We start from the raw sequence: 25,158 nt of genomic DNA on the forward strand, positions 1-25,158 counted from the left end.
AACTGTCCTTAGGTAAATGCTGCCTCAGTGAATAAACAGCAGCATGATGAGTAACGGCAGTAATAAGCCGGCGAGGGTAATGGGCCAGGTGGTTGGGCGTGATTTAGCTTGGTGCTGCAGCAGCCACAAGCCGGTTAGGCTAAACACCACACAAATCCCAGCAAAAATATCAATAAACCACGACCATAATTCGCCCGAATTGCGGCCTTTGTGCAGGTCATTAAAGTAGGCAATCCAGCCTCGATCAGTAGATTCATACAGCAGCTCGCCGCTGTCTAAATCTAAACTCAGCCAACCATCACCGCCGGGGCGTGGTTGGGCTAAATACAGTTCATCTTCCGACCATTCTGGGTCTTGCCAAGCAAGGCCGCGGGGTACTTGTTGCTCAATCCATTGCTTAATGGCTGGTGTGAGTTGTTGATTAGCCGCAGATTTTTGCAGTTGCTTGAGTAGCGGCTTTGGCAACTCGGCCTCTACCGTGATCGTTTGGGGCTTCGCTTCGATGCTGCCGGCGTGATTTAGCGTAATGCCGGTGATGGCAAATAACAGCATCCCAGCTAAGCACAGCGCCGAGCTGATCCAGTGCCATTGGCGCAGTGTGCCGAGTGAAAACTGTTTAATAGCGTATTTAGACATAGGGCAAGTAATCACTGCCGCTTAGTTAAGCGGCAGTGAGGATTGGCTTAGAAGTTATAAGTAGCTGATAACCATAAGCGGCGACGCTCTTGGTTATTGTTGTACTTATTGTCGTAGGCAACTTTTCCAGACGAATCTGTATACGATTTATACTTAATGAAGTCTTTATCTAATAAGTTATAGATAGTGGCGTTAAGTACAAGGTTATCTGTTGCTTGGTAGCTGCCGCCTAAGTGGAATAAAGTGTAGGCCTTGTAATCACCAAATGCGTTATAAGCAAAGTCTTCACTTGCATCAGTACGGCGATAGCGCTCACTCCGGTATTCGGTTTTAAGCCAAGTATTCAACCGATCAGTGGTTTGCCAATTGAGTCCAGCGTTAAACATATGGCGTGGAGTATTGGTGAGTGGCCAGCCTTTGTTAGCCCCACTTTTTTGCTCAGTGCGGGTATAGGTATAGTTAGCGTTGAGACTCCAGTCATCAGTAAAGTGATAGGTACCAGCAACTTCGTAACCTTGAGTAACTGCCTCATCTACGTTAATTGCTTTACTGAAGGTTGGGGCTACTTGTTCCCAGCCAGCGCCAATATCTACACAGCTTGCACTATTGGTTACCCGACAGTTATCAACTGTGGTGGTAGCAAGTTTATCTTTAAATTTGTTGTGGAATAGGGTGAAGTTACCGTTGAAGTTATCTAGGTTATCGAAATAGAAACCTAACTCAGTGCTGACGGTTGTTTCTGGTTTTAGATCTGGGTTACCAATTAATGGAAGTTTTCCTTGTCGACCAAAGCCATTAATACCATCAGCGAGCTGCTGTAACTCAGGGGCTTTAAAACCTTTACTGACGCCACCTTTTACTGTCCAGTTATCATTAGCATTCCAAACCAAGTAGGCGCGTGGGCTGTACTCAGTGCCAAATTTGTCATGGTGGTCACGACGTAGGCCTAAAGTTAATGAGAAGTCATCATGGAAGCGCCATTCATCTTCAATGAACAGGGCATTCATGCGGTGTTTAAATTTGTCGAGCACTACACCATCGGTTAGTTCTGCTTTATAAAGCTGTCCACCTACGCTCATAAAGTGGTCGCCTAAAGAGAACATAAACTTAGTGTCAAAAATAGTGTTTTCAGACTCTAGTTTGCGCTTTCCACCTGGGGTAATACCTGGCGTGGTCATAGCTGACGGATTTAATCTGCCATGGGTTTCAGTGGTGTTACGCATAATGCTAGATTCCAAGGTACCTAGAGCATAACGGCCGGTATGGAACAAGGTGTATTGTTCGCGATCGTAGCGCTGCTCATCTTCATAACCACCGGCAGCCCCTAAAGTACCTAGTTGGCCTTTTTTATTGTCGTAAGTTTGCTTATTAACTTCGTATTCAAAACCAAGGTCATTATCTTCATTGGGGGTGAAGACGAGACGAGTACCTAAGTTATAAATATCGGATTTTACGGGGTTGCGGCCCATACTTGGGTTTACACTTTCACCGCTAGCATTGTCGTATTTAATTTTAGATTTATCGCGTTCAAAATAGCTACCGCGTAGGGTTAAACCTAACGTGTCTTCAATAATTGGTCCGCTTAAATAAGCATTGGTGGCGCGACTATTGCCATATTGGCTTTTTTCTTGAAGAGTGGTTTCAGCAGTAATGGAGCCGCCCCATTCAGTATTTACTTTGCGGGTAATGATGTTAATCACACCACCCATGGCGTCGGAGCCATATAACGTGGCCATCGGTCCGCGAATAACTTCAATCCGTTCAATCGCGGAAACAGGAGGCATAAAGCTAGTGGAGGTTTCGCCAAAACCATTAGGGGTAACATTACCAGCAGCATTTTGACGACGGCCATCAATCAAAATTAGGGTGTACTTACTTTCCATGCCGCGCATGCTGATGTTGAGACCGCCTGTTTTTCCTGCGCTGCCCCCTACATCCACACCTTCTACATCTGATAGCGCATCAGCGATACTTGTTATGCGCTTTTTTTCAAGCTCTTCTCGGCTAATGACAGAAATACTTGCCGGTGCATCGGTGATTTTTTGTTCAAATCCTGACGCACTAACAACAACATTACCAAAATCAATGGTTTCATTAGCAAGCGCTACTGAAGATACCGCAAAAACAGAACACGCCAACAGAGAGCGTGAAAAAGGAATGTGCATGGCAGCCTCCACCTAGTTATAGTGGCGCACATGCTAATCATTCTCAGTAGCTAAGTAAAGGCAAATGAGAGTAATTGTCGTTTGCCGTCTCATTTGCCTATTAGGGCGAATGCCAGAGAAGGTTATTGCACTTCAATCACACCATCGGCAGACAGCGTTACTTGGGCATTGCCGCCTTCTACTTGAGGAATATCAGCCGACTCGCTCATGGCATATTTAGCACTGGCAGCGCGCATATACATGGGCGGCGTTGGAAAGTTACTGGTGTTCAAGTTTAAGTTCACCACTTTATAAGACTTGCCACCCAATGCATCGGTGGCAATTTTGGCCCGAGATTTAAACGCACTAATCGCTTCGGCTAGTAATTTATCCTCGTGTTCGCGGCGGGTTTCTGGGGCAATTGCAAACTGCATACCACCCATTTTTAACTCTTTTAACAGCTCACCAGTGAGTTGCGAGAGGGCTGTGAAGTCTTTACTTTCTAAACGAACTTCACCGCGTTCTTGCCAAGCGGTAATTTCTTGATTCTTTTCACCGTAAACTGGGTAACTATTACGATTACCCATACTGATCTTAATGCCTTCTACTTTACGAGCACTGGTCACTGCTTGGTTTAATTGTGCGGTGACTTTTTCGGCAATAACGTTTGGCTCTGCGCCACGTTCCTCGCTATATAGGGTGACCGACATCAGATCGTGGGGCACCTCGGTGCTGGCTTCAGCCCGCAGTGAAATCTGATTAAAGCGTGGCTCGGCCGCTTGGGCGGAATTTAGCAATAAACTGCCCGCCACTAACAGCGGGGTTAAAAATAACGGCTTAAGCACAGAAGACATAGGTAAACTCCAAAATTAATCAGCCCAATGACTGTTAAACTACAGGTTGAGTTCCATAGTAAGCCAAGCCGCTACTGTACTGGCTAGCTTTTTGTAAGGATAAATTTAAGGAAAACTATGCTTGCCCCTGCCCAACTGTTTTCTGCTAGCCAGCAAAATTTATGGCGCTTAGCGATTATTCGCATGGTGGTGTTGGTCGCCCAAGGCGCTACCTTATGGATTGCCTACGCCTCGGAGTTAATTCATTTAGATTGGATGCAGCTAATAGGGTTGTTGGTACTGTCGTTTATTGCCATTTTGCTCACGCTATTACGGTTGCGTTTGTCATGGCCGGTGACGGAGTTTGAGTTTGCCGTGCAACTGGGTTTCGATATTTTTATCCATAGTGCCTTGCTGTATTACACCGGTGGGTCAACCAATCCCTTTGTGGCCTATTATTTAGTGCCGCTAACCATTGCTGCTGCGACCTTATCTTGGATGTACTCGCTTATTTTGGGCGGCTTAGCGTTAACCGGTTATACCGCGCTATTAATTTGGTTTCATCCATTACACATGGTGGGTGAAAAGTACGGCATTAATCTGATTTCTTTGCACCTGTTTGGTATGTGGCTGAATTTTGCGTTATCGGCGGTTTTTATTATCTTTTTTGTGGTGAAGATGGCTGGCGCGGTGCGCAATCAAGATTTATTGCAAGCGGTGCGTCGTGAAGAAGCCATGCGCGATCAGCAGTTGTTGGCGGTAGCTACCCAAGCGGCAGGTGCTGCGCATGAATTAGGTACTCCGTTATCGACCATGAGTGTGTTGCTGGCAGAGCTGGAACAAAGCTATCGCGCGGATCGTTTGTTACATGAAGACGTTAAGTTATTACAGGGCCAAGTTAAGTTATGCCGCGAAACCTTACAGCAATTGGTGCGGGCCTCAGAAGCGGATCGCAATCATAAAGCCGAGTGGCAGCCGATTACCCAGTGGATGAAAAAATCCTTAGATCGCTGGCATCTGATGCGCCCTGAGGCTACTTACAGTTATCAAGTGTTAAGCCGTGAGAATGAGCCAAGTAAACAGATTCCAGCGGATGTGACGCAAGCACTATTAAATGTACTGAATAATGCTGCAGATGCTTGTCCAGATAATTTGATTATTACCCTGGAGTGGAGCCGAGAATGGATCAGCGTCAAGATTAAAGATCATGGCAGCGGAGTGCCCTTAGCCATTGCTGAGCAACTGGGTAAACCCTTTATTACCACCAAGGGCAAAGGCTTTGGTTTGGGCTTGTTTTTAACTCAAGCCAGCGTCAACCGAGCAGGGGGCACGGTAAAGCTTTATAATCATGCAACGGGCGGGACTTTAGCCGAGTTGCGCTTACCTTGCGCTTAAGCATGTCGATAATTAATCGCCCGCTCGAATAGGAGTACGCAATGACTGATGACGCTATATTTGATAGCACCGAGCAGCCCCATTTACTGCTAGTAGATGATGATGAAACCTTTACCCATGTTATGGCTCGTGCAATGACGCGCCGTGGCTTGCGGGTATCGGTGGCAGCCAATGCCGATGACGGTTTACAGATCGCGAAACAGGATTTGCCTAATCTAGCGGTGCTTGATCTGAAAATGGAGGGTGATTCTGGCTTGGTCTTGCTGCCAAAATTACTCGAGTTAGATGCTGAAATGCGTGTGCTGATTTTAACCGGTTACTCCAGCATTGCTACGGCAGTCGAGGCGATTAAGCGCGGGGCCTGTAATTACCTGTGTAAGCCAGCCGATGCTAATGATGTATTGGCTGCCTTGCTATCAGATAAAGCCGATGTGGAAACCTTGGTTCCAGAAAATCCTATGTCAGTGGATCGTATCCAATGGGAGCATATTCAGCGGGTATTGGCCGAACATGATGGCAATATTTCCGCCACGGCACGGGCTCTGGGTATGCATCGCCGGACTTTGCAGCGGAAGTTACAAAAACGTCCGGTGCAGCGCTAAATGATGAATCGCACACTGTATAGCATCTTGCTGTATCTGGCCGTGCCTTTTATTTGGTTGCGCTTGCAGTTTCGTGCGCGCCAAGCACCGGCCTATAGGCAGCGGATTGCCGAGCGTTTTGCATTAAAAAAGTTAGCCTTTAAGCCTGGTGGTATTTGGTTGCATGCGGTGTCAGTGGGTGAAAGCATTGCCGCAGCACCGGTAATTAAGCAGCTGCAGCAGTTATATCCGCAGTTACCGATCACCTTAACCTGCATGACGCCTACCGGTTCTGAACGGATTCAAGCCTTGTTTGGTGATTCGGTGCAGCACTGTTACTTACCTTACGATTTGCCCTGTGCGGCGAAACGCTTTTTAAATCAAGTGCAGCCTAAACTGGCCATTGTGATGGAAACCGAGCTATGGCCTAACCATATTCATCAGTGTTATTTGCGCTCCATACCTGTGGTATTGGCCAATGCGCGTTTATCTGAGCGCTCAGCTAAAGGTTACGCCAAGTTTCAGCGCTTAACTGCACCTATGCTGGCTGAACTATCTGGAATTGCGGTGCAAAGCCAAGCGGAGGCGAAGCGCTTTTTACAATTGGGTGCGCAACCCGCCGCGGTGCAGGTGACCGGATCAATTAAGTTTGATTTAAACCTAGCTCCTGAATTACTGCAATCGGCGGCACAGTTAGCGGATATATGGCACTTAGCATCACGTTTTGTCTGGGTTGCAGGAAGCACCCATGCCGGTGAGGATGAGCTAATTTTACAGGCCCATCAGCAGTTGTTGCAGCAAGTGCCTGAAGCCTTGTTGATTTTAGTCCCACGTCATCCAGAGCGTTTTAATCAGGTGGCGCAGCTGATAGAACAGCAGGGGCTGCGCAGTATGCGGCGTTCGCAGCAGCGTCCATTACAGATGGCGGATCAAGTGTTGCTAGGCGATAGCATGGGCGAGCTGATGCTGTGGTATGCCGTGGCCGATGCCGCCTTTGTTGGCGGAACCTGGGTGGACAATGGCGGGCATAATTTTTTAGAGCCTGCAGCACTGGCTAAACCCATTGCAGCTGGCCCTTCGCGCTTTAACTTCTTAGAGATTGCCGAGCAATTGCAGCAGGCGGGCGCCTTAACTTTAGTGAGCACGCCAAGTGCGCTGGCTGAACAACTGCTGGGTTGGCAACAGTCCGAGGCGTTGTGTCAGCAACAAGGGCAGGCTGGAATTAAGGTGTTGCAACAAAACCAAGGGGCTTTGGCGCAATTAATCGGGCTGCTTAAACAACAGTTAGAGAAAACCAAGTAGCAGCAGCTAGAACTACCGATTGTTTTTCCCAGCGCATATCGTTGGGCTAGCACTTCGGGTTAAACTGCAGGCTAAGTCATTCATGTAAAAGGATTGAAACTATGAAATTTTTAGTGGTGTTGATTGCCTTAGCAGCGCTTGTGTTTTATCTGTATAACCGCGTAGTTACCTTGCGTGAAGCGGTGATTTCCAGTGAAACTGCGATTTCAGTGCAGTTGGATCGACGGGGTAAGGTGTTTGATAGTTTGCTGGCTACGGTAAAAAAATACTTAAGTCATGAGTCTGAAGTTTTTACTAAAATTACCGAACTACGTGCTCAAGCTCAGTCAACTAATCCAAGCGAAGCCAAAGCCGCCGAGCAAGAGTTATCTAAAGTGGTCTCTAGTGGGGCGATTAATGTCGCGGTGGAAAACTACCCCGAATTAAAGTCAGCAGAGATTATGACTAATCTGCAAGAAGAAATTGTTTCTACCGAGAACAAACTGTCTTTTGCGAAAACAGGCTATAACAACTCGTTAGAAAAGTTCCGCGCTTACATTGCTTCGTTTCCGGCTTTATTTATTATGAAGTTTTTTCCTTCACTTAACCTAGATAAAGATTACTGGCGTTTAGATGAAACTGCGATTAAACAAGAGGAAGAGCGCCGTATCAGCTTTGATTAATCCTGTACTTAATAATGCTCTGAGTCACTGCTAACAAGGGCTCAGGGCCAAAGGAGTTAGTCATGGATTTTCGTGAAATTATTCGTCGTAATAACCAACGCACTAAATTAGTTATTGTTAGCTATATGCTGATTATGACGCTGGTGGGGCTGTTGGTAGATACGGTATTAAATGCTAACCCTTATTGGGGATTAGCGGAAAACCTATGGGCTTTTGCTAGTTTTCAACAAATGCCTTACGCCACCTTGTTGATTTTAGCGCTGACAGTACTCGGGATTATCGCCATTCATTTTTGGGGGCATAAGATGATGCTCACCGGGATGAATGCCAGAGAAATTTCACCTGCTGCAGAGTTATCTCGTGGCGAGCGGCAGCTATTAAATATCGTTGAAGAACTTAGCCTGGCCGCGACGTTAGGCTATATTCCCAAGCTCTATATTCTAGCCACCCCTGAACCCAATGCCTTTGCGGCCGGATGGTCATCGAAAAACGCGATTCTCGGGGTTACCCAGGGCTTACTGGATCAGTTAAATCGACAAGAAGTACAGGCAGTAATGGCCCATGAAGTGGGGCATATTGTGCATGGCGACTCAAAACTTACGTTGTATGTGGGTATTTTAGCTAACGTTATTTTGACGATTACTAACATCTTTAGTCAGCTGTTTTTTGTTGCCCGTGGTGAGCGTAATCAGGCGGCGAATAAAGCGCGGATGATTTTAATGCTGCTTAACTTGGTCTTGCCGGTGATTACCCAGGTGTTATATCTATATTTGTCACGGACTCGCGAGTACATGGCGGATGCGGCAGCGGTGCAGCTCACCCAAGATAATCAAGCGATGATCAGCGCCTTGCGTAAAATTTCTGGCCAACATCAGCAGCACCAGTATGAGCACGAAAGCACTGGGCAAGCCTATCGCAGTGCAGCCTATATTTATAACAAAGGGGATTCGTTATTTTCCACGCATCCCAGTATTGAAAACCGAATTGCCGCTTTAGAAGGCCGACGGCCGCAATAGTCCACGAGTTAAATAAGGAGTCACTATGCGTTTGCGTTTAATTTTACTCGGTGGCGGTAATGCGCTGGGTAAGGCCTTAATGCATTTAGGGGCGGAAGATGATATTGCCTTTGTGGCTCCGATAGCGCCAGAGGGCGACTGGTGTGCGCAAAGCTTGCAGGCGCTATTTGCTGAAGTACAGCCTGATTTAGTGCTGAATTTGGCGTATTACTACGACTGGTTTCAGGCGGGTGCGGTTAACCCTGCAACTTTTCCACCGCAACAGCAGGTGCTGCGCTTACTGGCTGAGCGCTGTGCAAAGGATCAGGTGACCTTAATTCAACCCTCCAGCTACCGCGTGTTTGATGGCGCGAAGGCTACAGCCTATTCAGAAAAAGAAGATTGCCAGCCGTTAAGTCCCCGTGGTCAAGCTTTGATGCGTATGGAGCAGGTGGTTCGTGAAACCTGCGAACAGCATATTATTCTGCGCTTGGGCTGGGTGCTTGATGATAATCCTCAAGGCTTATTAGGCCGTGTGTTACAGCGTGCGCAAGATCACCAACTGATTGAAATGGCCGATGACCGCCGTGGTAATCCAACGCCGATTGCTGATGTGGCTCGGGTCTTGATGGCGATCTTAAAGCAGTTAGATTGTGGCGCGGCACTGTGGGGGACTTATCACTATGGTGGGCAAGAGGCAGCGACCAGCTTAGCGGTGGGCAAAGCTATTTTAGCTGAGGCTAAACAATGGCGACCCCAACTCTCCGAAGAGGTTATTGCCCAGCCCCACGCGTATTTCTCCGACGCCACAATTGAGCCGCAGCATGGTGTGTTAGATAACCGTAAAATTACTTATACCTTCGGCATTAAGCCACGCGCTTGGCGGGCAGGCTTAGCTGAACTTTTGGATAGCTATTATCGTAATGTCTAAATTAACTATTTTGGTCACCGGTGGGGCCGGCTTTATTGGCTCGCATTTAGTGGATAGCCTCTTAGCTCAAGGGCATCAGGTACGGGTGTTGGATAACTTTTCAACGGGTAAGTTAAGTAACTTACCGCGTAGCGAGCGCTTAACGGTTATTGAAGGTGATATTGCTGATGCAGAGCTAGTAGCGAGCTGTGTTGCAGGCTGTGATGCCGTGGCGCATTTGGCGGCGGTGGCTTCGGTGCAGGCGTCGGTTGAACAGCCTTTAGCCACTCATCAAAGTAATTTTATTGGTACCTTAAATGTCTGCGAGGCCATGCGCCAGCATCAAGTGAAGCGGGTGATATTTGCTTCTAGCGCAGCGGTATATGGTAATAACGGTGAAGGTGAGGCGATTAGCGAAAGTTTAGCCAAACAGCCCCTTACACCTTATGCCAGTGATAAATTAGCCAGTGAATATTATTTAGAGTTTTATCAGCGCGAGCACCAGCTAGAGCCGGTTATCTTTCGCTTCTTCAATATTTATGGCCCACGCCAAGATCCTTCTTCGCCTTATTCTGGAGTAATTAGCATCTTCACTGAGCGGGCTAAGCAGCAGTTGCCGATTACCGTATTTGGTGACGGCGAGCAAACCCGTGACTTTGTGTTTGTCAGTGATCTAGTGAAAATTTTGCAGGCAGCACTTGAGGTGGATGAGATCCCAAGTGGTGGGGCGATTAACGTTGGGCTAGGCGGCTCGGTGAGCCTGAATCAATTACTGCAAGGGATCGAACAGGCCTTACAACAGCCCTTGAGTGTTAGTTATGGCTCAGCTAGAGCAGGGGATATTAAGCATTCACTAGCCAATAATCAGCGCCTCCAGCATTACTTTCCACTAACCCAGCCCGTCTCAATTGAGCAAGGCTTGGCTGAGTTGTTGAAGGGCTCATAACAATTAAACTCAGCATAAAAAATAGGCGCATCATGCGCCTATTTTTAATAGCTAAGAAATTAATCTTAGAATTTGTAACCTATACCAGCCATATACACTAGAGGCTCTACGTTTACGTTAACTTTAGCACGCACACCTAAGGCGCTATTATTAACATAAGCACGGGTATCGATATCGATGTAGCGTACTTGCGCGTTTAGCATCAGATTATCAGTTAGCATGTAGTCAGCACCTAACTGTGCTGCCCAGCCCCATGTGTTTTTAACGCGGAAATTGTTAAAGCCTTTTTGTTTGGCTTCGCTAGATACTTTCTCATCAAAGAACCAAGTGTAGTTAATACCTAAACCTGCATACGGCTGGAACTTATTACCAGAGTCCATTGGGTAGAAAACAGCGCTTAAAGTAGGTGGTAAGTGTTTGAGACTACCCAGTTTGCCATTAGCAAAATCATTAGCTAAGCCTGCAGCACTTAAGTCAGTACCTTTTAGACCAACATCGTGCTTAAACGGAGTAGCAGCTAATAACTCAACGCCCCAGTGATCAGTCACCATGTAGGCAAAGTTTAAACCAAGCTGAGTATCATTATCTAAAGTGGCTTTACCACCTAAGTTAGCACCAGCTAATGCACCACGGTCTACTTTTACACCAGAGGTATTTTCTTTAGTTTGAACGGTTACTGCACCCGCACGAACGATGATGTCACCTGCCTGGTGGGCGTATGCAGCTGGGGCTGCTACTGCAAGCGCTAGTAATGAGGCTGCAAAAACGGATTTACGCATAATAAACTCCAATAAAACGAGTACAAATAACTAAATAATTACAACGTTAGTCGTATTGTGTGGCACATCTTAGCTCAATGTCTTGATCTTGCTCAAATTTTCAACAGTTAGCAGGAACTTTAAACGGGTAAGCAGAAGTTGATTTAGCTAGGTGGCGGATTCAGCTACAATAGCCAGCATCATCTTTTTCTGATCAAACATGCTGTTTGAGCTTAATTAATAGGGTGCAGCTGATCGGCTGTGCTCGTTGCTGTAGCCCTTGGAGCTAATATGTCCCGTACCAGCCTTAGTCGTTTTCTTATTGAGCAAACCCGCTCGCATCAAACCCCTGCCGAATTACGCTTTTTAATTGAAGTGGTGGCCCGCGCTTGCAAAATGATCAGTCACCAAGTTTCTAAAGGTGCCCTAGGTGGGGTGCTTGGTAGCATGGGTACGGAAAACGTACAGGGTGAAGTACAGAAGAAATTAGATGTACTGTCTAACGAAATTTTACTCGAAGCCAACGAATGGGGTGGACACTTAGCTGCCATGGCTTCTGAAGAAATGGAAAAGGCTTACCAGATTCCAGGTCAGTACCCTAAAGGTTCTTACCTATTAGTGTTTGACCCGTTAGATGGCTCAAGCAACATTGATGTTAACGTCTCAGTAGGTACTATTTTCTCCGTATTGCGCTGCCCTGATCGCAATGGTGATACCGGTGATCTTGGTGAAGATGCCTTCTTGCAAGCAGGTACTGAGCAAGTGGCTGCGGGTTATGCAATTTACGGCCCGCAAACTATGCTGATTTTAACGCTCGGCAGTGGGGTGATTGGTTTTACCCTAGACTCTGAAATGGGTTCATTTGTTTTAACCCACGAGAATATGCGCATTCCTGAAACCACCGCTGAATTTGCGATTAATATGTCAAACCAGCGTCATTGGGAAGCACCAGTGAAGCGTTATGTGGATGAAATGCTGGCAGGTGTCGAAGGTCCGCTAGAGAAAAATTACAACATGCGTTGGATTGCTTCGATGGTTGCTGATGTCCATCGCATTTTGACCCGCGGTGGAGTCTTCATGTATCCAAAAGATAATCGTGATCCAAGCATGCCTGGTAAGTTACGCTTAATGTACGAAGCCAATCCGATGTCGTTTATCGTAGAGCAAGCCGGTGGTGTTTCAACCGACGGAGTGCAGCGTATTATGGATATTCAGCCAACTTCGCTGCACCAGCGCGTACCTGTATTCCTAGGCTCTAAAGAAGAAGTTGAGCGGGTCACGGGTTATCATCACGAAGTCAAATAATCGTTTTTCGATTAAAAAGGCAGCCGTAGCGGCTGCCTTTTTTATGCATTTTTATCCGGATTCATAGGTATAAGGTTTAGCTAATGAAAGCATTGATTCAGCGTGTTAGCCGCGCCAAGGTTGAAGTAGAGCAACAGACTATCGGGCAAATTGAGCAAGGCTTATTAGTACTCGTCGGGATTGAGCCGCAGGATACGCCGGCATCTGTGGCTAAGATGCTGCATAAGTTATTGAATTACCGCGTGTTTGCTGATGCCGAGGATAAAATGAATCTATCCTTAAAAGATATTCAGGGTGGTTTATTATTGGTTTCCCAATTTACTTTGGCAGCTAATACGAAAAGTGGGCTGCGTCCTAGCTTTACTACCGCTGCGCCACCTGCCTTAGGGGAAGAGCTGTTTGATTTGTTAGTTAAGCAAGCAAAACAACAGCACGCGATAGTGCAAACCGGTCAATTTGGGGCGGATATGCAAGTTAGCTTAACCAACGATGGGCCTGTTACATTTTTACTCGAAGTGTAAGCGCTTGCTGTAATTTATTAGCGAGCAACAAAAACGCCGCTGACATTGAGCGGCGTTTTGGGTTAGCGAAGCAGTAGAGCTAGTTACCGTATACCGGTAATTTGGCGCAGATTGCTTTCACTTTTTCGCGTACTTCAGCGATCACTTGCTCGTTTTCGATATCAGCTAAAATATCGCAGATCCAAGTTGCAAGGTCACGGCACTCAGCTTCTTTGAAGCCACGGGTGGTTATTGCTGGGGTACCAATACGTAAACCAGAAGTAACGAAAGGTGAACGTGGGTCATTTGGCACGGAGTTTTTGTTAACGGTGATGTTCGCGCGGCCTAGAGCAGCATCGGCATCTTTACCGGTAATGTCTTGCTTGATCAGGGATAACAAGAACAGGTGGTTTTCAGTACCGCCAGACACCACATCAAAGCCACGCTCAACAAAAACTTGAGCCATGGTTTGTGCGTTCTTTACTACCTGCTGTTGGTAGGCTTTAAACTCAGGCTGTAATGCTTCTTTAAAGCAGATAGCTTTACCAGCAATGACGTGCTCTAACGGGCCGCCTTGGCTACCTGGGAATACCGCTGAGTTTAGTTTTTTCTCAAGCTCAGGGTTAGCTTTAGCTAAAATTAAACCGCCACGTGGACCGCGTAAGGTTTTGTGGGTAGTGGTGGTTACCACGTCCGCAAAGGGTACTGGGTTGGGGTAGATGCCAGCAGCAACTAAACCAGCAACGTGCGCCATATCGACAAACAGGTAAGCACCTACTTTGTCCGCAATTTCACGGAAGCGGGCAAAATCTAACACCTGAGAATAAGCTGAGAAACCGGCTACGATCATTTTTGGCTTATGTTCAACCGCTAAGCGCTCAACTTCGTCGTAGTCGATGAAACCTTCATCGGTGATGCCGTACTGCACCGCATTGTACAGTTTGCCTGAAGAGCTCACTGAAGCACCGTGGGTTAAGTGGCCACCGTGGGCTAAGCTCATACCTAAAATAGTATCGCCCGCTTCTAATAATGCTAGGTAAACAGCAGAGTTAGCTTGTGAGCCTGCATGGGGCTGTACGTTAGCGTAGTCGGCGCCGAATAGCTCTTTAGCGCGATCAATGGCTAATTGCTCGATCACATCAACGTGTTCACAACCGCCGTAATAGCGCTTGCCTGGATAACCTTCAGCGTACTTGTTGGTCAGCACAGAACCTTGCGCTTCCATCACTGCTGGGCTGGTGTAGTTTTCTGAAGCAATAAGCTCAATGTGCTCTTCTTGGCGTTGGGCTTCTTTCTCCATCGCCTCGAACAGTTCGGCGTCAAAACGAGCAATAGTTAAATCACGGCTGAACATAACAGTCCCCTGAGAATTAGCTGGGCGGAATAAATTTAAGCGCTGATTCTACCCTAAGTTGCTTCAAGGCGCACATGAATCAGGGTCACTTGTTGCATAAGAAAAGCTCAGTCTGGAGAAAAGCTGCTACAGAATTAAGAAACAGCGTAAAATAGCCTGATTGTTATTTGCCCAAGTGCCGAGATTCAGGTAGCTTGCCTGCAAAATCCTCAGGTTTAGCCTGAGCTTTATGGTTGTTTAATTAGCTAGGTATTTCATGTCTCAATACGTGTTTACAATGCACCGCCTAAGTAAAGTGGTGCCGCCCAAGCGCGAGATTTTAAAAGATATTTCGTTGTCCTTTTTCCCAGGGGCAAAAATTGGGGTTTTAGGTTTAAACGGTGCGGGTAAGTCTACTTTGCTGCGCATTATGGCGGGTGTGGATAAAGAGTTTGATGGCGAAGCTCGTCCGATGCCGGGAATTAAAATTGGCTACTTGCCCCAAGAACCACAGTTAGACCCAAGCAAAACCGTACGAGAAATCGTTGAAGAAGCGGTGGATGAAATTAAGCAAGCCCAGGCGCGTTTGGATGAAGTGTACGCCGCGTATGCCGAACCCGATGCGGATTTTGATGCGTTAGCCACCGAGCAAGCAAAATTAGAGGCAATTTTACAAACCGCCGATGGCCATAACCTTGAGCGCCAATTAGAAGTGGCAGCAGATGCACTCCGTTTGCCGGCATGGGACGCCAAGGTTGAGCATTTATCGGGTGGTGAGAAGCGCCGCGTTGCCCTGTGCCGTTTATTGCTATCAGCGCCTGATATGTTATTGCTGGATGAGCCAACTAACCACTTGGATGCCGACTCGGTTGCGTGGCTTGAGCGCTTCTTGCATGATTTCCAAGGCACTGTGGTGGCGATTACCCACGACCGTTATTTCTTAGATAACGTAGCTGGTTGGATTTTAGAGCTAGACCGAGGTCAGGGTATTCCATTTGAGGGTAACTATTCCCAGTGGCTTGAAGCTAAAGCTAACCGTTTAGAGCAAGAAGCGAAGCAAGAGCTAAGCCACAACAAAGCGATGAAAGCGGAGTTAGAGTGGGTACGCCAAGGGGCTAAAGGCCGCCAGTCTAAATCTAAGGCACGTTTAGCGCGTTTTGAAGAAATGCAGTCGCAAGAGTTCCAAAAGCGTAGCGAAACCAACGAGATTTATATCCCAGCGGGCCAACGCTTAGGCGATAAAGTGATTGAGTTTCATAACGTGCGCAAAGGCTTTGGCGATCGTATCCTGATTGATGATTTATCCTTTGCGGTACCTAAAGGGGCGATTGTTGGGGTAATCGGTGGTAACGGCGCTGGTAAATCGACGCTGTTTCGCATGATTATGGGCGAGCAACAGCCAGACTCCGGTGAAATTGTTATTGGTGAAACCGTTGAGTTGGCCAGTGTTGATCAGCACCGTGATCATTTAGATGGTAATAAAACGGTCTGGGAGCAAATCTCTGACGGTGCTGACATGATTAAAGTCGGTAACTATGAAGTACCTTCTCGCGGTTATGTGGGGCGCTTTAACTTTAAAGGTGCCGATCAACAAAAATTTGTCAAAGACTTATCTGGTGGTGAGCGTGGTCGCTTGCATTTGGCGTTGACCCTAAAGCAAGGCGGCAACGTATTGCTGTTGGACGAACCTTCTAACGACTTAGACGTAGAAACTTTACGCGCACTAGAAGAAGCCTTACTGGACTTTGCTGGCTCTGCGATTGTGATTTCCCACGACCGTTGGTTCTTAGACCGAATTGCAACCAATATTCTGTCCTATGAAGATGATGGCCAGGTGGTGTTCTTTGAGGGTAACTACACCGAGTTTGAAGAAGATCGTAAAAAACGTCTTGGTGATGCAGCGCTACAACCGAAGCGTGTACGTTATAAGCGTTTAGCTTAAGCTGTGCACTAGCCAAAAGCCCATCCTGAGTGATGGGCTTTTTGGTTTTGAGCATTCGAGGTTAGCTCTAGCACAAACTATTTATTCCATGCTGAGTCTGCTATAGCGTAAATTAGTCCTTTGTTTGAAAGGGCGTGAGCTACTTTCAAGCCTTTTATCCCTGCCGAGGAACCTGCGATGTCGATTCAATCTATACAATTACAAGATATGCAGTTATTTCGCCAGCAAGCCTTTATTAATGGCCAGTGGTGTGATGCACAGTCAAAACAGTTTATTGATGTACATAATCCAGCCACCCAAGAATTGCTCGGCAGTGTGCCGAAATTAGGGGCGGCAGAAACCCAGCAAGCAATTCAAGCCGCAGAGCAGGCGTTGCCAGCTTGGCGGGCGCTGACGGCCAAGCAGCGTGGAGCCTATTTACGGGCTTGGTTTGAGCTGATAATGGCCAATCAAGACGACTTGGCGCGGCTGATGACGCTCGAGCAGGGTAAGCCGTTGGCCGAAGCTAAAGGTGAAATTGCCTATGCCGCTTCTTTTATTGAGTGGTTTGCCGAAGAAGCGAAGCGAGTTTACGGTGATATTATTCCTGCACCACAAACCGATCAGCGGTTACTGGTGATTAAACAGCCTATTGGTGTGACTGCGGCCATTACGCCATGGAATTTCCCATCTGCTATGATTACCCGTAAAGCAGGGCCGGCTTTGGCTGCAGGTTGCACCATGGTGCTTAAACCTGCTTCACAAACTCCTTACTCTGCTTTAGCGTTAGCTGAGTTAGCTCAGCGTGCTGGGATTCCAAAGGGTGTGTTTAATGTGGTGACGGGCTCGGCAGGAGAAATTGGCCAGGTTTTAACCAGTAGTCCTAGTGTGCGTAAGCTATCCTTTACCGGCTCGACTGATGTTGGTCGCCAGTTAATGGCGGAATGTGCGGCTGATATTAAAAAGGTGTCACTGGAGTTAGGCGGCAATGCGCCCTTCATTGTCTTTGCTGATGCTGACATTGAGGCAGCAGTGGCGGGCGCGGTGCAATCGAAGTATCGCAATAATGGTCAAACCTGTGTTTGTACTAACCGTTTCTATATTCATGAGGCGGTATACGATGAGTTCGCTGAAAAATTTGCCAAAGCCGTCAGCCAGTTACAGGTAGGTAATGGTTTAGCTGAAGGAGTGAACTTAGGGCCACTGATTGATCAGCAAGCCGTGGCTAAAGTGCAGGAACATATTGCCGATGCGACGGCTAAGGGCGCTAAGATTGTATTAGGTGGTCAGCCCCATACGTTAGGCGGCAGTTTTTTTGCGCCAACTATTTTAACGGAAGTGCCAGCGACGGCGCTGGTAGCTAAGGATGAAACCTTCGGTCCCTTAGCGCCATTATTTCGCTTTAGTGACGAGGCTGAGGTGATTCGGGCAGCAAATGACACTGAGTTTGGCTTAGCTGCTTATTTTTATAGTCAGAATCTTAGTCAAATTATGCGAGTTGGTGAGGCGTTAGAGTACGGCATGGTAGGCGTGAATACCGGCCTCATTTCGAATGAAGTGGCTCCCTTTGGAGGAGTTAAAGCCTCTGGCTTAGGTCGTGAGGGTTCTAAATACGGTATTGAAGATTATTTAGAGATTAAGTACCTGTGCTTAAAAATCTAAAGGGCTCTGTGACTGTAAGCATCTAACAAAAAACCCAAAAAGTGCGGCTGCTTTTTGGGTTTTTCTTTGTCTACTCCACGCTAGCAAGACTTAAGGTAGTGAAACCTTGGCTAGATATTCAGCAAACGGCAGTTGTGGTTGCTGTTCGATGGCCTGTTGTTCAGCAATTGATTGACTGGCTAGTTGTTGGTAATAAGCCAGCTGCTCAGCGGTTAATGGCTTAGCGGCCAACGCTTGGGCATGGCGCAAACTTTGGGCGAGGGCAAACTCACTAAAGCTTTGCTGCTCGGCGCGCATGCTGGCCAATACTTGAGCTGAAGGCGTCAGCTCAACATTGAGCAGCTTTTGGTAGTTGCTGCTAAGTGCGTCACTGTGCTGGTTAGTGTTATAGGCTTTATCTAGCAACTCAGCCGTAGCTTGCATGCCATCAAATAGCTCTTTAGCCCAGTCTTGCAGACTAACCGAGCCTGATTTGCGGGTTAGCATCAGGCCGGGTTTACGACCTTGTTTAACCACTTGCATAAAGTTTTCCGTGCACATCGGGCACTCGCCACCTTCTAAGCGAGGGCTGTCTTGCAGGGCACAGTACAGTAAAAACACATCTAAAAATCGAGCTTGCTCTAAATCGATACCAAGCATTAAAAATGGGTTGATATCAATACAGCGTGCCTCGACATACTGAATCCCTCTGGCTTCTAAAGCCTCGACTGGGCGCTCATTACCTTGGGTAATGCGTTTGGGACGAATGATCGAGTAGTACTCATTTTCAATCTGCAAAATATTGGTATTGAGCTGGCGCCATTCACCATTGGCTTGCTCGGTGCCAAAGGCGGCGTAAGGCGGATAAGGTGTAGCCACCGCTTTGCGGATACTTTGAATATAGCTGGACAGCTCATTGTAGCAGGGAGTGAGGCTGGCCTGAGCATTACTTTGGTAGCCCAGATCACTCATGCGTAAACTGGTGGCGTAGGGCAAATACAGCGTATGCTCATCAAACCGCTTAAGGGAGTGCTGCATATGGCGCACAAAGCTGTTATCTACCGCAGGTGATGCACCAAATAAGTACATTAATAACCAGCTATAGCGGCGGAAATTACGAGTTAGCGCAATATAGCGAGCGGACTGATAATCTTGAGCGCTGCGCGGGTCTTGATCATCTTCTTGCAAGATGCCCCACAGTGAATCAGGCAAGGAGTAATTGTAGTGAATGCCCGCAATGCACTGCATGGTTTTGCCATAGCGTACGGCTAATCCTTGGCGATAGACCCATTTAAACTGGCCAATATTTGATTCGCCGTAGTAAGCCACCGGAATTTCACTTTCATCGGGCAAAACCCCTGGCATTGAAGGAGCCCAGAGCACCTCATCGGCCAGTTGTGAAATGGTAAAACGGTGAATTTCTTCTAGCTGCTCAAGGGTTTGCTGAGAGTCCGGTAAAGCGGCGGTAATAAATTCGAGTAATGGCTCGGCATAGTCGGTGGTGATTGAGCCGTGAGTCAGCGTTGCACCCAGTGCTTTAGGATGTGGTTGCTGCGATAGCTGCCCACTTTTATCGACTCGTAAACATTCACGCTCAATGCCATGTAAGCTTTGTTTGAGCTGAGCTAGGGAGTCGGGTTGGCCTAATAGGGCCAAGCGACGGTTATAAATTTCGCTCAAGTTCATTGTCCTCTTTGTTTGCACTAAGCGTTAAACTGCGAGCGCCGAAGCGACGCTCGTAAATAAAGACTCTCGTCCAAACCAAGGGTTCGTTAGTCTGAGAGCGCACTTAGAGTGCGTTATTTCTTTTTAAGCTGTTTGGCGTTGGCAAATAATGCCGCCATGCTACCTTGTTGCTGGCTGGCAGCGGTATTCTTTTTCGCCGTTGTGGCTTGCTGTGGTCGCTCGGTTCTGCGTTGGTTAGGTGCTGAACTTGCTCCTGGTTGATCGCTAAGACGCATAGACAGAGCAATACGTTTGCGCTCGATCTCTACTTCCATCACCTTCACTTGCACAATATCACCGGCTTTAACTAGGGTATGCGGATCTTTGACGAACTGCTCGGATAGGGCCGAAATATGCACTAAACCATCTTGGTGCACGCCAATATCTACAAAGGCGCCAAAGTTGGTGACGTTGGTGATTACGCCCTGCAAAATCATGCCAGGTACTAAATCTTTTAGCTCTTCAACGCCATCTTGAAACTCTGCGGTTTTAAATTCAGGGCGCGGGTCACGGCCAGGTTTATCCAGTTCGGCCAAAATATCTGTCACCGTTGGCAAGCCAAAGTGCTCATCGGTGAAGCGTTGAGGATCCAGGCTATGCAAAAATGCCGAGTCACCAATCAGTGAGCGAATATCGCGCCCAGTATCTTGGGCAATTTTCTTAACCAGAGGATAGGTTTCTGGGTGAACGCCTGAGCGATCGAGTGGATTGTTGCCGTCCATCACGCGTAGGAAGCCAGCCGATAGCTCAAAGGTTTTAGCGCCTAAACGGGGTACTTTTTTCAGCCCAGAACGATCAACAAAAGCACCATGCTCATCGCGATAGTTCACAATATTGTGGGCGAGGGTGCTGTTCAAACCAGAGACCCGCGTTAGCAGTGCCGCCGAGGCAGTGTTTACATCCACGCCTACTGAGTTTACACAGTCTTCTACGACCGCATCTAACGAGCGAGCTAATTGCACTTGGGAAACATCGTGCTGATATTGGCCAACGCCAATAGACTTGGGATCAATTTTGACTAGCTCGGCCAGAGGGTCTTGCAGGCGACGGGCAATGGACACCGCGCCGCGCAAAGAGACATCTAATTCGGGAAATTCCTTGGCTGCTAGTTCTGAGGCCGAGTACACCGAAGCACCAGCCTCACTGACGGTGATTTTTTTCATCTTCAGTTCAGGCAGCAATTTTAAAAGCTCGCCAGCCAGCTTATCGGTTTCACGGCTGGCGGTACCATTGCCAATCGCAATCAGTTCGACCGCATGTTTCTTGCACAGCTTTGAGAGTTCCGCTAAGGACTCCTGCCATTGCCGGCGTGGCTCATGGGGATAAATAGTTGTGGTAGCGAGCAGCTTACCGGTTTTATCCACTACCGCGACTTTACAGCCAGTACGAATACCTGGGTCTAGGCCTAAGGTGCAGCGTGGTCCAGCTGGGGCGGCGAGCAATAAATCATGCAGGTTGCGGGCGAATACATTAATTGCCTCGGTTTCTGCTTGTTCGCGCAACTCATTAAATAGATCGGTTTCTAGATGCGTGGCTAGCTTAATACGCCACGTCCAGCGCACCACTTCTGCCAGCCAAGCATCAGCCGGGCGCTCTTGATAGGTTATGCCAACCTGCTGAGCAACCATCACTTCACAGGGATACATAGCACCGGGCACTTCATCGGGGAGTACTAGTTTAGCGGTTAAAATCCCTTCATTTCGTCCACGGAAAACAGCTAATGCACGGTGCGATGGCACCGACTTAAAGGGCTCTTGATGACTAAAGTAATCACTAAACTTGGCTCCTTCGTGTTCTTTACCGGTAATGACGCTGGCGCTAAACAACGCTTCTTGCTGTAAAAAAGCACGTAGCTGGGCCAGCAACTCAGCGTCTTCAGCAAAGCGCTCCATTAAAATATATTTAGCCCCTTCTAGCACCGCTTTACTGTCGGCAAAACCTTGCTCTGGGTTAATAAAACTGATTGCTTGTTGTTCAGGGTCTAGGTTGGGATCGTTAAATAGCTGATCCGCTAGCTCGCCAAGGCCTGCTTCTAGAGCAATTTGGCCTTTGGTGCGGCGTTTGGGCTTATAGGGTAAATATAGGTCTTCAAGGCGAGTTTTAGTGTCAGCTGTAGTAATCGCTGTACGTAACTCGGCGGTTAATTTTCCTTGCTCTTCAATGCTGCTTAAAATACTGCTGCGTCGTTCTTCGAGCTCACGTAGATAGCGTAGCCGTTCTTCTAAGTGACGCAGCTGGGTGTCATCTAGGCTATCGGTTACTTCTTTTCGGTAACGCGCAATAAAAGGGACGGTTGAGCCTTCATCCAGTAAAGCGATAGCTGCATTCACTTGTTGCGAGCGGACACCGAGCTCTTCGGCAATGCGGGAACTGATACGATCCATGAGTTACCTAATTGTCTGGAGTATGAATTAAATGAAATGGCTAATTATAGGACAAGCGTTGGCGCAAGGCATTGGATTCCTTAGAAAACCCTTAGCAGAGTGTAAAATTTGCTAACAATGCGTACTAACCTCCCTCTGCGGCTTAGTTCATAATAAACAGCAATTAAGAGAGGATGCACTATGAATAATGAAGCCGAAAAAATTTTGATTGTGGATGATGATGCTCGTTTACGTAATTTGTTAGAGCGCTTTTTAAATGAGCAAGGCTACCGTGCTCGAGCGGTAGAAAACACTGAACAGATGAATCGCCTATTGGCCCGTGAAGTGTTCAATTTAGTGGTGTTAGATTTAATGATGCCCGGTGAAGATGGTTTAACTGCTTGCCAACGCTTACGCCAGGAAAACAACCAAATTCCAATTATTATGCTGACTGCCAAAGGTGATGAAAGTAGCCGGATTCAAGGTTTAGAAATGGGCGCAGATGATTACTTAGCCAAGCCCTTTAATCCACGTGAGTTATTGGCGCGGATTAAAGCTGTGCTGCGTCGTCAAGTGGTGGCAGTGCCTGGGGCCCCAGGCAACAGTGAGCAGGTGGTGAGCTTTGGAGATTATCAACTGCATCTGGCCACCCGTGAATTGCAAAAAGGCAGTGAACTACAAATGCTTACCACCGGTGAGTTTGCAGTGCTTAAAGCCTTGGTTGAGCATCCACGGGAGCCGTTAACTCGAGATAAGCTGATGAGTTTAGCGCGCGGCCGAGAATGGGATGCGCTTGAGCGCTCAATTGATGTTCAGGTTTCAAGATTACGGCGCATGATTGAGCCAGATCCAGCCAAGCCCCGTTATATTCAAACAGTATGGGGTGTGGGGTATGTGTTTGTGCCGGATGGGCAGAAGTAAATGCGTTTGCCTTTTTGGTTTCCACAAAGTTTCTTTGCTCGCACCTTGTGGATGGTGCTGCTTACGGTTTTATTTTCTAAAGCTTTAACCTTGGTTTATCTGATGGTTAATGAAGATGTACTGGTGGACCGTCAGTACAGCCATGGGGCAGCGCTTACCTTGCGTGCTTACTGGGCCGCAGCACCTAATGAGCGGCCGGTCATAGCTAAAGCCGCAGGGCTGCAGCGGGTACAGGAACAAGAGGTACCGCTAGGAGAAAAACACTGGCCCTATAGTGATATTTTCAGTGAGCAAATGCGCGCCGAGTTAGGTGAAGAAACCCAGGTGCGGATTCGTGCCCAAGCCCCTCCAGCGTTATGGGTGCATGCACCAGCGCTGGGCCCAGATTGGGTGCGGGTACCGCTATATCCCCATCCTTTACGTGGGCAGCGGATGTGGAATTTATTTGGCTGGTTTTTAGGTATCGGTTTGCTGTCCACAGGCGCGGCATGGATTTTTGTGCGGCATCTGAGTTTGCCATTAAAGCGGTTAGTCCATGCGACTCGGCAACTAGGACAAGGGCGCAGCGTACGTTTACCGGTGGCCCCCGAAACCGCTAGTGAAATGGCTGAGGTGTATCGAGCATTTAACCAGATGGCCGAAGACGTAGAGCAAGCGGGTCGTGAGCGCGAGCTGATGCTGGCTGGGGTTTCCCATGATTTGCGTACGCCACTGACGCGTTTGCGCCTATCGGTTGAGTTGTCTAATCAGCACTGTGAGTTTAAAGAGGACATGGTGCGGGATATTGAGGACATGGATGCCATTTTAGATCAGTTTTTAGCCTTTATTCGTGATGGCCGTGATGAACCGCTAGAAATGGGTAACTTGGTTGATCTGATTAAAGAAGTGGCAGCGACCTATAATCATACCGATGCCAGTCAAGAACCTCTGGTGCGTCTCTGTTTAGAGGAACTACCTGATGTGCCTTTGCGCCGGGTGTCGATCAAGCGATTACTGGTCAATTTAATTGAAAATGCGCTGCGTTATGGTGGCAGTGGAGTAGAGGTTGCCGCCTCCATTGAAGGCAATGAGTTAGCGCCCTATATTGCAGTCAGTGTGCTCGATCGTGGCGCTGGAATTCCAGCAGAGGAAATTGAAAGTATTTTCAATCCCTTTATTCGTGGTGATGCCGCGCGTGGTGGGCATGGCGCGGGCTTGGGTTTATCAATAGTTAAGCGCATTGCCCAGCAGCACGGCGGTTCAGTTGAACTAAACAACCGTGCAGGTGGTGGTTTAGAAGCTAAAGTCAGTCTGCCGATTGGCTTATTATTACCCCGGTCAATGGCTTAAACAGTCGGCTAGGGTAGTGCCTAGCTGTTCGATAAAGCGCACATAGCCATCAGCGGTGACAGGGATGTCAGTAGCGAGGGGATCCAGTGGCAGCAGAGTCACGGGCAGGTTGTGGGTCAGGCTAGCGGCTAGTTTTGGGGTCAGTGGTGTTTCGTAGAACAAGCAGCTGGCGCCGGCTTGTTCTAAAGTGTGGCGCGTTTGCTGTACGTGTTTAGCGCCAGCCTGTACTTCGCTGGATAGATTAAACACTGCTTGGTGCTGCAGTTGATAGCGTTGTTCAAGATAGTTGTATGCCTCGTGAAAGACAAAAAAAGGTTTAGGCTGCTGGATAGTTAAGCGCTGACTGAGCGTTTGTTCCAATTGTTGTAGCTGCTGACGGAAGCGCTCAAGATTCGCTTGATAGGTGGCAGCGTTGGTGGGATCCAGGGCGGAAAAATCATTAGCCATCCGTTCTGCAATACGCTGGGCATTGGCTGGATCTAACCAGAGGTGCGCATCTAAGCTGTGTTCATGTTCATGTTCATGTTCATGTTCATGTTCATGTTCATGTTCATGTTCATGGCTGTGTCCATCGGCAAAATGCAGCAGCTTTAACTGCGGCAGATCCTGTACTGCCACTGAGAGCTGCTGACGCTGCTTGAGTAGCTTAGGTAAAAAATTCTCTAAATCAGGGCCAATCCAATAAAAAACGTCGGCCTGTTGTAGGCGGCGCAAATCAGAAGGGCGTAAAGTAAAAGCATGGGGCGAGGCACCCGGTGGTAGCAGAACCTCTACTTGATTGGCATCGCCTTGAATAGCGGTGGCAATTAATTGTAGCGGTTTGATACTGGTTAACACCTTTACTTCAGCTTGAGCGGAAGCAGCAGTTGCGGCTAGAACCACCGCGGAAAGAAAATTGCGCAGCATGATGATGTATCTCGCTAAAGAAAAGTTATATAGTAACGTTTAGTTTTTGTGG

The 25,158-nt window shown here is 47.7% G+C and carries 20 protein-coding genes and 1 pseudogene; 13 read left to right on the top strand and 8 right to left on the bottom strand.

The window, feature by feature from the left end; all coding sequences use genetic code 11:
- Positions 1-24: 24 nt before the first annotated feature.
- The 3 genes from AKN87_RS09680 to AKN87_RS09690 all read right to left on the bottom strand — a co-directional run bounded on the left by AKN87_RS09680 (position 25) and on the right by AKN87_RS09690 (position 3,634).
- Positions 25-636 carry a PepSY-associated TM helix domain-containing protein gene (locus AKN87_RS09680; protein WP_053103306.1) on the bottom strand — a complete coding sequence of 204 codons (612 nt, stop codon included), beginning with the start codon at positions 634-636 and terminating at the stop codon, positions 25-27.
- A 47-nt stretch (positions 637-683) separates the two neighbouring features.
- Positions 684-2,801: a TonB-dependent receptor domain-containing protein gene (locus tag AKN87_RS09685; RefSeq protein WP_199533067.1), complete on the bottom strand. Its 2,118-nt coding sequence runs from the start codon at positions 2,799-2,801 to the stop codon at positions 684-686.
- A gap of 122 nt (positions 2,802-2,923) precedes the next feature.
- Positions 2,924-3,634 (bottom strand): SIMPL domain-containing protein, encoded by a 711-nt coding sequence (locus AKN87_RS09690; protein ID WP_053103307.1) that lies wholly within the window; start codon positions 3,632-3,634, stop codon positions 2,924-2,926.
- A gap of 117 nt (positions 3,635-3,751) precedes the next feature.
- Between AKN87_RS09690 and AKN87_RS09695 the strand changes: the two genes are divergently transcribed.
- From AKN87_RS09695 to AKN87_RS09725, 7 genes are all read left to right on the top strand, one after another.
- Entirely contained in the window at positions 3,752-5,008 is a 1,257-nt protein-coding gene (locus AKN87_RS09695; RefSeq protein ID WP_053103308.1) for an ATP-binding protein, read from the top strand.
- A gap of 41 nt (positions 5,009-5,049) precedes the next feature.
- On the top strand, positions 5,050-5,610 hold the full coding sequence (locus AKN87_RS09700) for a response regulator transcription factor (RefSeq protein WP_053103309.1): 561 nt from the start codon (positions 5,050-5,052) through the stop codon (positions 5,608-5,610).
- A 3-nt stretch (positions 5,611-5,613) separates the two neighbouring features.
- Positions 5,614-6,891 (top strand): lipid IV(A) 3-deoxy-D-manno-octulosonic acid transferase, encoded by a 1,278-nt coding sequence (gene waaA / locus AKN87_RS09705; RefSeq protein WP_053103675.1) that lies wholly within the window; start codon positions 5,614-5,616, stop codon positions 6,889-6,891.
- A 101-nt stretch (positions 6,892-6,992) separates the two neighbouring features.
- Complete coding sequence (locus AKN87_RS09710; RefSeq protein WP_053103310.1) at positions 6,993-7,553, top strand: LemA family protein; 561 nt, start codon at positions 6,993-6,995, stop codon at positions 7,551-7,553.
- 62 nt (positions 7,554-7,615) lie between these two features.
- On the top strand, positions 7,616-8,569 hold the full coding sequence (gene htpX, locus AKN87_RS09715; RefSeq protein WP_053103311.1) for a zinc metalloprotease HtpX: 954 nt from the start codon (positions 7,616-7,618) through the stop codon (positions 8,567-8,569).
- A gap of 25 nt (positions 8,570-8,594) precedes the next feature.
- Positions 8,595-9,479 carry a sugar nucleotide-binding protein gene (locus AKN87_RS09720; RefSeq protein ID WP_053103312.1) on the top strand — a complete coding sequence of 295 codons (885 nt, stop codon included), beginning with the start codon at positions 8,595-8,597 and terminating at the stop codon, positions 9,477-9,479.
- Positions 9,472-10,404: an NAD-dependent epimerase/dehydratase family protein gene (locus AKN87_RS09725; protein ID WP_053103313.1), complete on the top strand. Its 933-nt coding sequence runs from the start codon at positions 9,472-9,474 to the stop codon at positions 10,402-10,404. Before AKN87_RS09720 ends, AKN87_RS09725 begins: the two co-directional genes overlap by 8 nt.
- A 65-nt stretch (positions 10,405-10,469) precedes the next feature.
- Here the strand turns inward: AKN87_RS09725 and AKN87_RS09730 are convergent, their stop codons facing one another.
- Entirely contained in the window at positions 10,470-11,183 is a 714-nt protein-coding gene (locus tag AKN87_RS09730) for an OmpW/AlkL family protein (RefSeq protein ID WP_053103314.1), read from the bottom strand.
- A gap of 270 nt (positions 11,184-11,453) precedes the next feature.
- Between AKN87_RS09730 and AKN87_RS09735 the strand changes: the two genes are divergently transcribed.
- Both AKN87_RS09735 and dtd read left to right on the top strand, forming a co-directional pair.
- On the top strand, positions 11,454-12,467 hold the full coding sequence (locus tag AKN87_RS09735; protein WP_053103315.1) for a class 1 fructose-bisphosphatase: 1,014 nt from the start codon (positions 11,454-11,456) through the stop codon (positions 12,465-12,467).
- Between the two features lie 83 nt (positions 12,468-12,550).
- Positions 12,551-12,988: a D-aminoacyl-tRNA deacylase gene (dtd, locus tag AKN87_RS09740; protein WP_053100934.1), complete on the top strand. Its 438-nt coding sequence runs from the start codon at positions 12,551-12,553 to the stop codon at positions 12,986-12,988.
- A 79-nt stretch (positions 12,989-13,067) separates the two neighbouring features.
- Here the strand turns inward: dtd and glyA are convergent, their stop codons facing one another.
- On the bottom strand, positions 13,068-14,321 hold the full coding sequence (gene glyA / locus AKN87_RS09745) for a serine hydroxymethyltransferase (protein ID WP_053103316.1): 1,254 nt from the start codon (positions 14,319-14,321) through the stop codon (positions 13,068-13,070).
- A gap of 256 nt (positions 14,322-14,577) precedes the next feature.
- Here glyA and ettA point away from each other — a divergent pair, with 256 nt between their 5' ends.
- Both ettA and gabD read left to right on the top strand, forming a co-directional pair.
- Positions 14,578-16,242 (top strand): energy-dependent translational throttle protein EttA, encoded by a 1,665-nt coding sequence (ettA, locus tag AKN87_RS09750; RefSeq protein ID WP_053103317.1) that lies wholly within the window; start codon positions 14,578-14,580, stop codon positions 16,240-16,242.
- Positions 16,243-16,434: 192 nt separating this feature from the next.
- Complete coding sequence (gene gabD / locus AKN87_RS09755) at positions 16,435-17,883, top strand: NADP-dependent succinate-semialdehyde dehydrogenase (RefSeq protein WP_053103676.1); 1,449 nt, start codon at positions 16,435-16,437, stop codon at positions 17,881-17,883.
- 90 nt (positions 17,884-17,973) lie between these two features.
- Here gabD and gshA read toward each other — a convergent pair whose 3' ends face one another.
- Positions 17,974-19,542: a glutamate--cysteine ligase gene (gene gshA, locus AKN87_RS09760; RefSeq protein WP_053103677.1), complete on the bottom strand. Its 1,569-nt coding sequence runs from the start codon at positions 19,540-19,542 to the stop codon at positions 17,974-17,976.
- A 235-nt stretch (positions 19,543-19,777) separates the two neighbouring features.
- A pseudogene (locus AKN87_RS09765) lies at positions 19,778-21,971 on the bottom strand (Tex family protein); the annotation flags it as partial.
- Between the two features lie 180 nt (positions 21,972-22,151).
- Here AKN87_RS09765 and ompR point away from each other — a divergent pair.
- Both ompR and AKN87_RS09775 read left to right on the top strand, forming a co-directional pair.
- Positions 22,152-22,871, top strand: a complete 720-nt coding sequence (gene ompR / locus AKN87_RS09770) for an osmolarity response regulator transcription factor OmpR (RefSeq protein ID WP_053100938.1) — start codon at positions 22,152-22,154, stop codon at positions 22,869-22,871.
- Positions 22,872-24,200, top strand: coding sequence for an ATP-binding protein (locus tag AKN87_RS09775; protein WP_053100939.1), 1,329 nt, complete (start codon positions 22,872-22,874; stop codon positions 24,198-24,200). It begins immediately after the preceding gene.
- Here the strand turns inward: AKN87_RS09775 and AKN87_RS09780 are convergent.
- Positions 24,189-25,106, bottom strand: a complete 918-nt coding sequence (locus AKN87_RS09780) for a zinc ABC transporter substrate-binding protein (RefSeq protein WP_053103319.1) — start codon at positions 25,104-25,106, stop codon at positions 24,189-24,191. The two genes, AKN87_RS09775 and AKN87_RS09780, sit on opposite strands and share 12 nt — an antisense overlap.
- Between the last annotated feature and the right edge of the window lie 52 nt (positions 25,107-25,158).

Origin of the sequence: Thiopseudomonas alkaliphila, assembly GCF_001267175.1 — a bacterium.
GTDB lineage: Bacteria > Pseudomonadota > Gammaproteobacteria > Pseudomonadales > Pseudomonadaceae > Oblitimonas > Oblitimonas alkaliphila.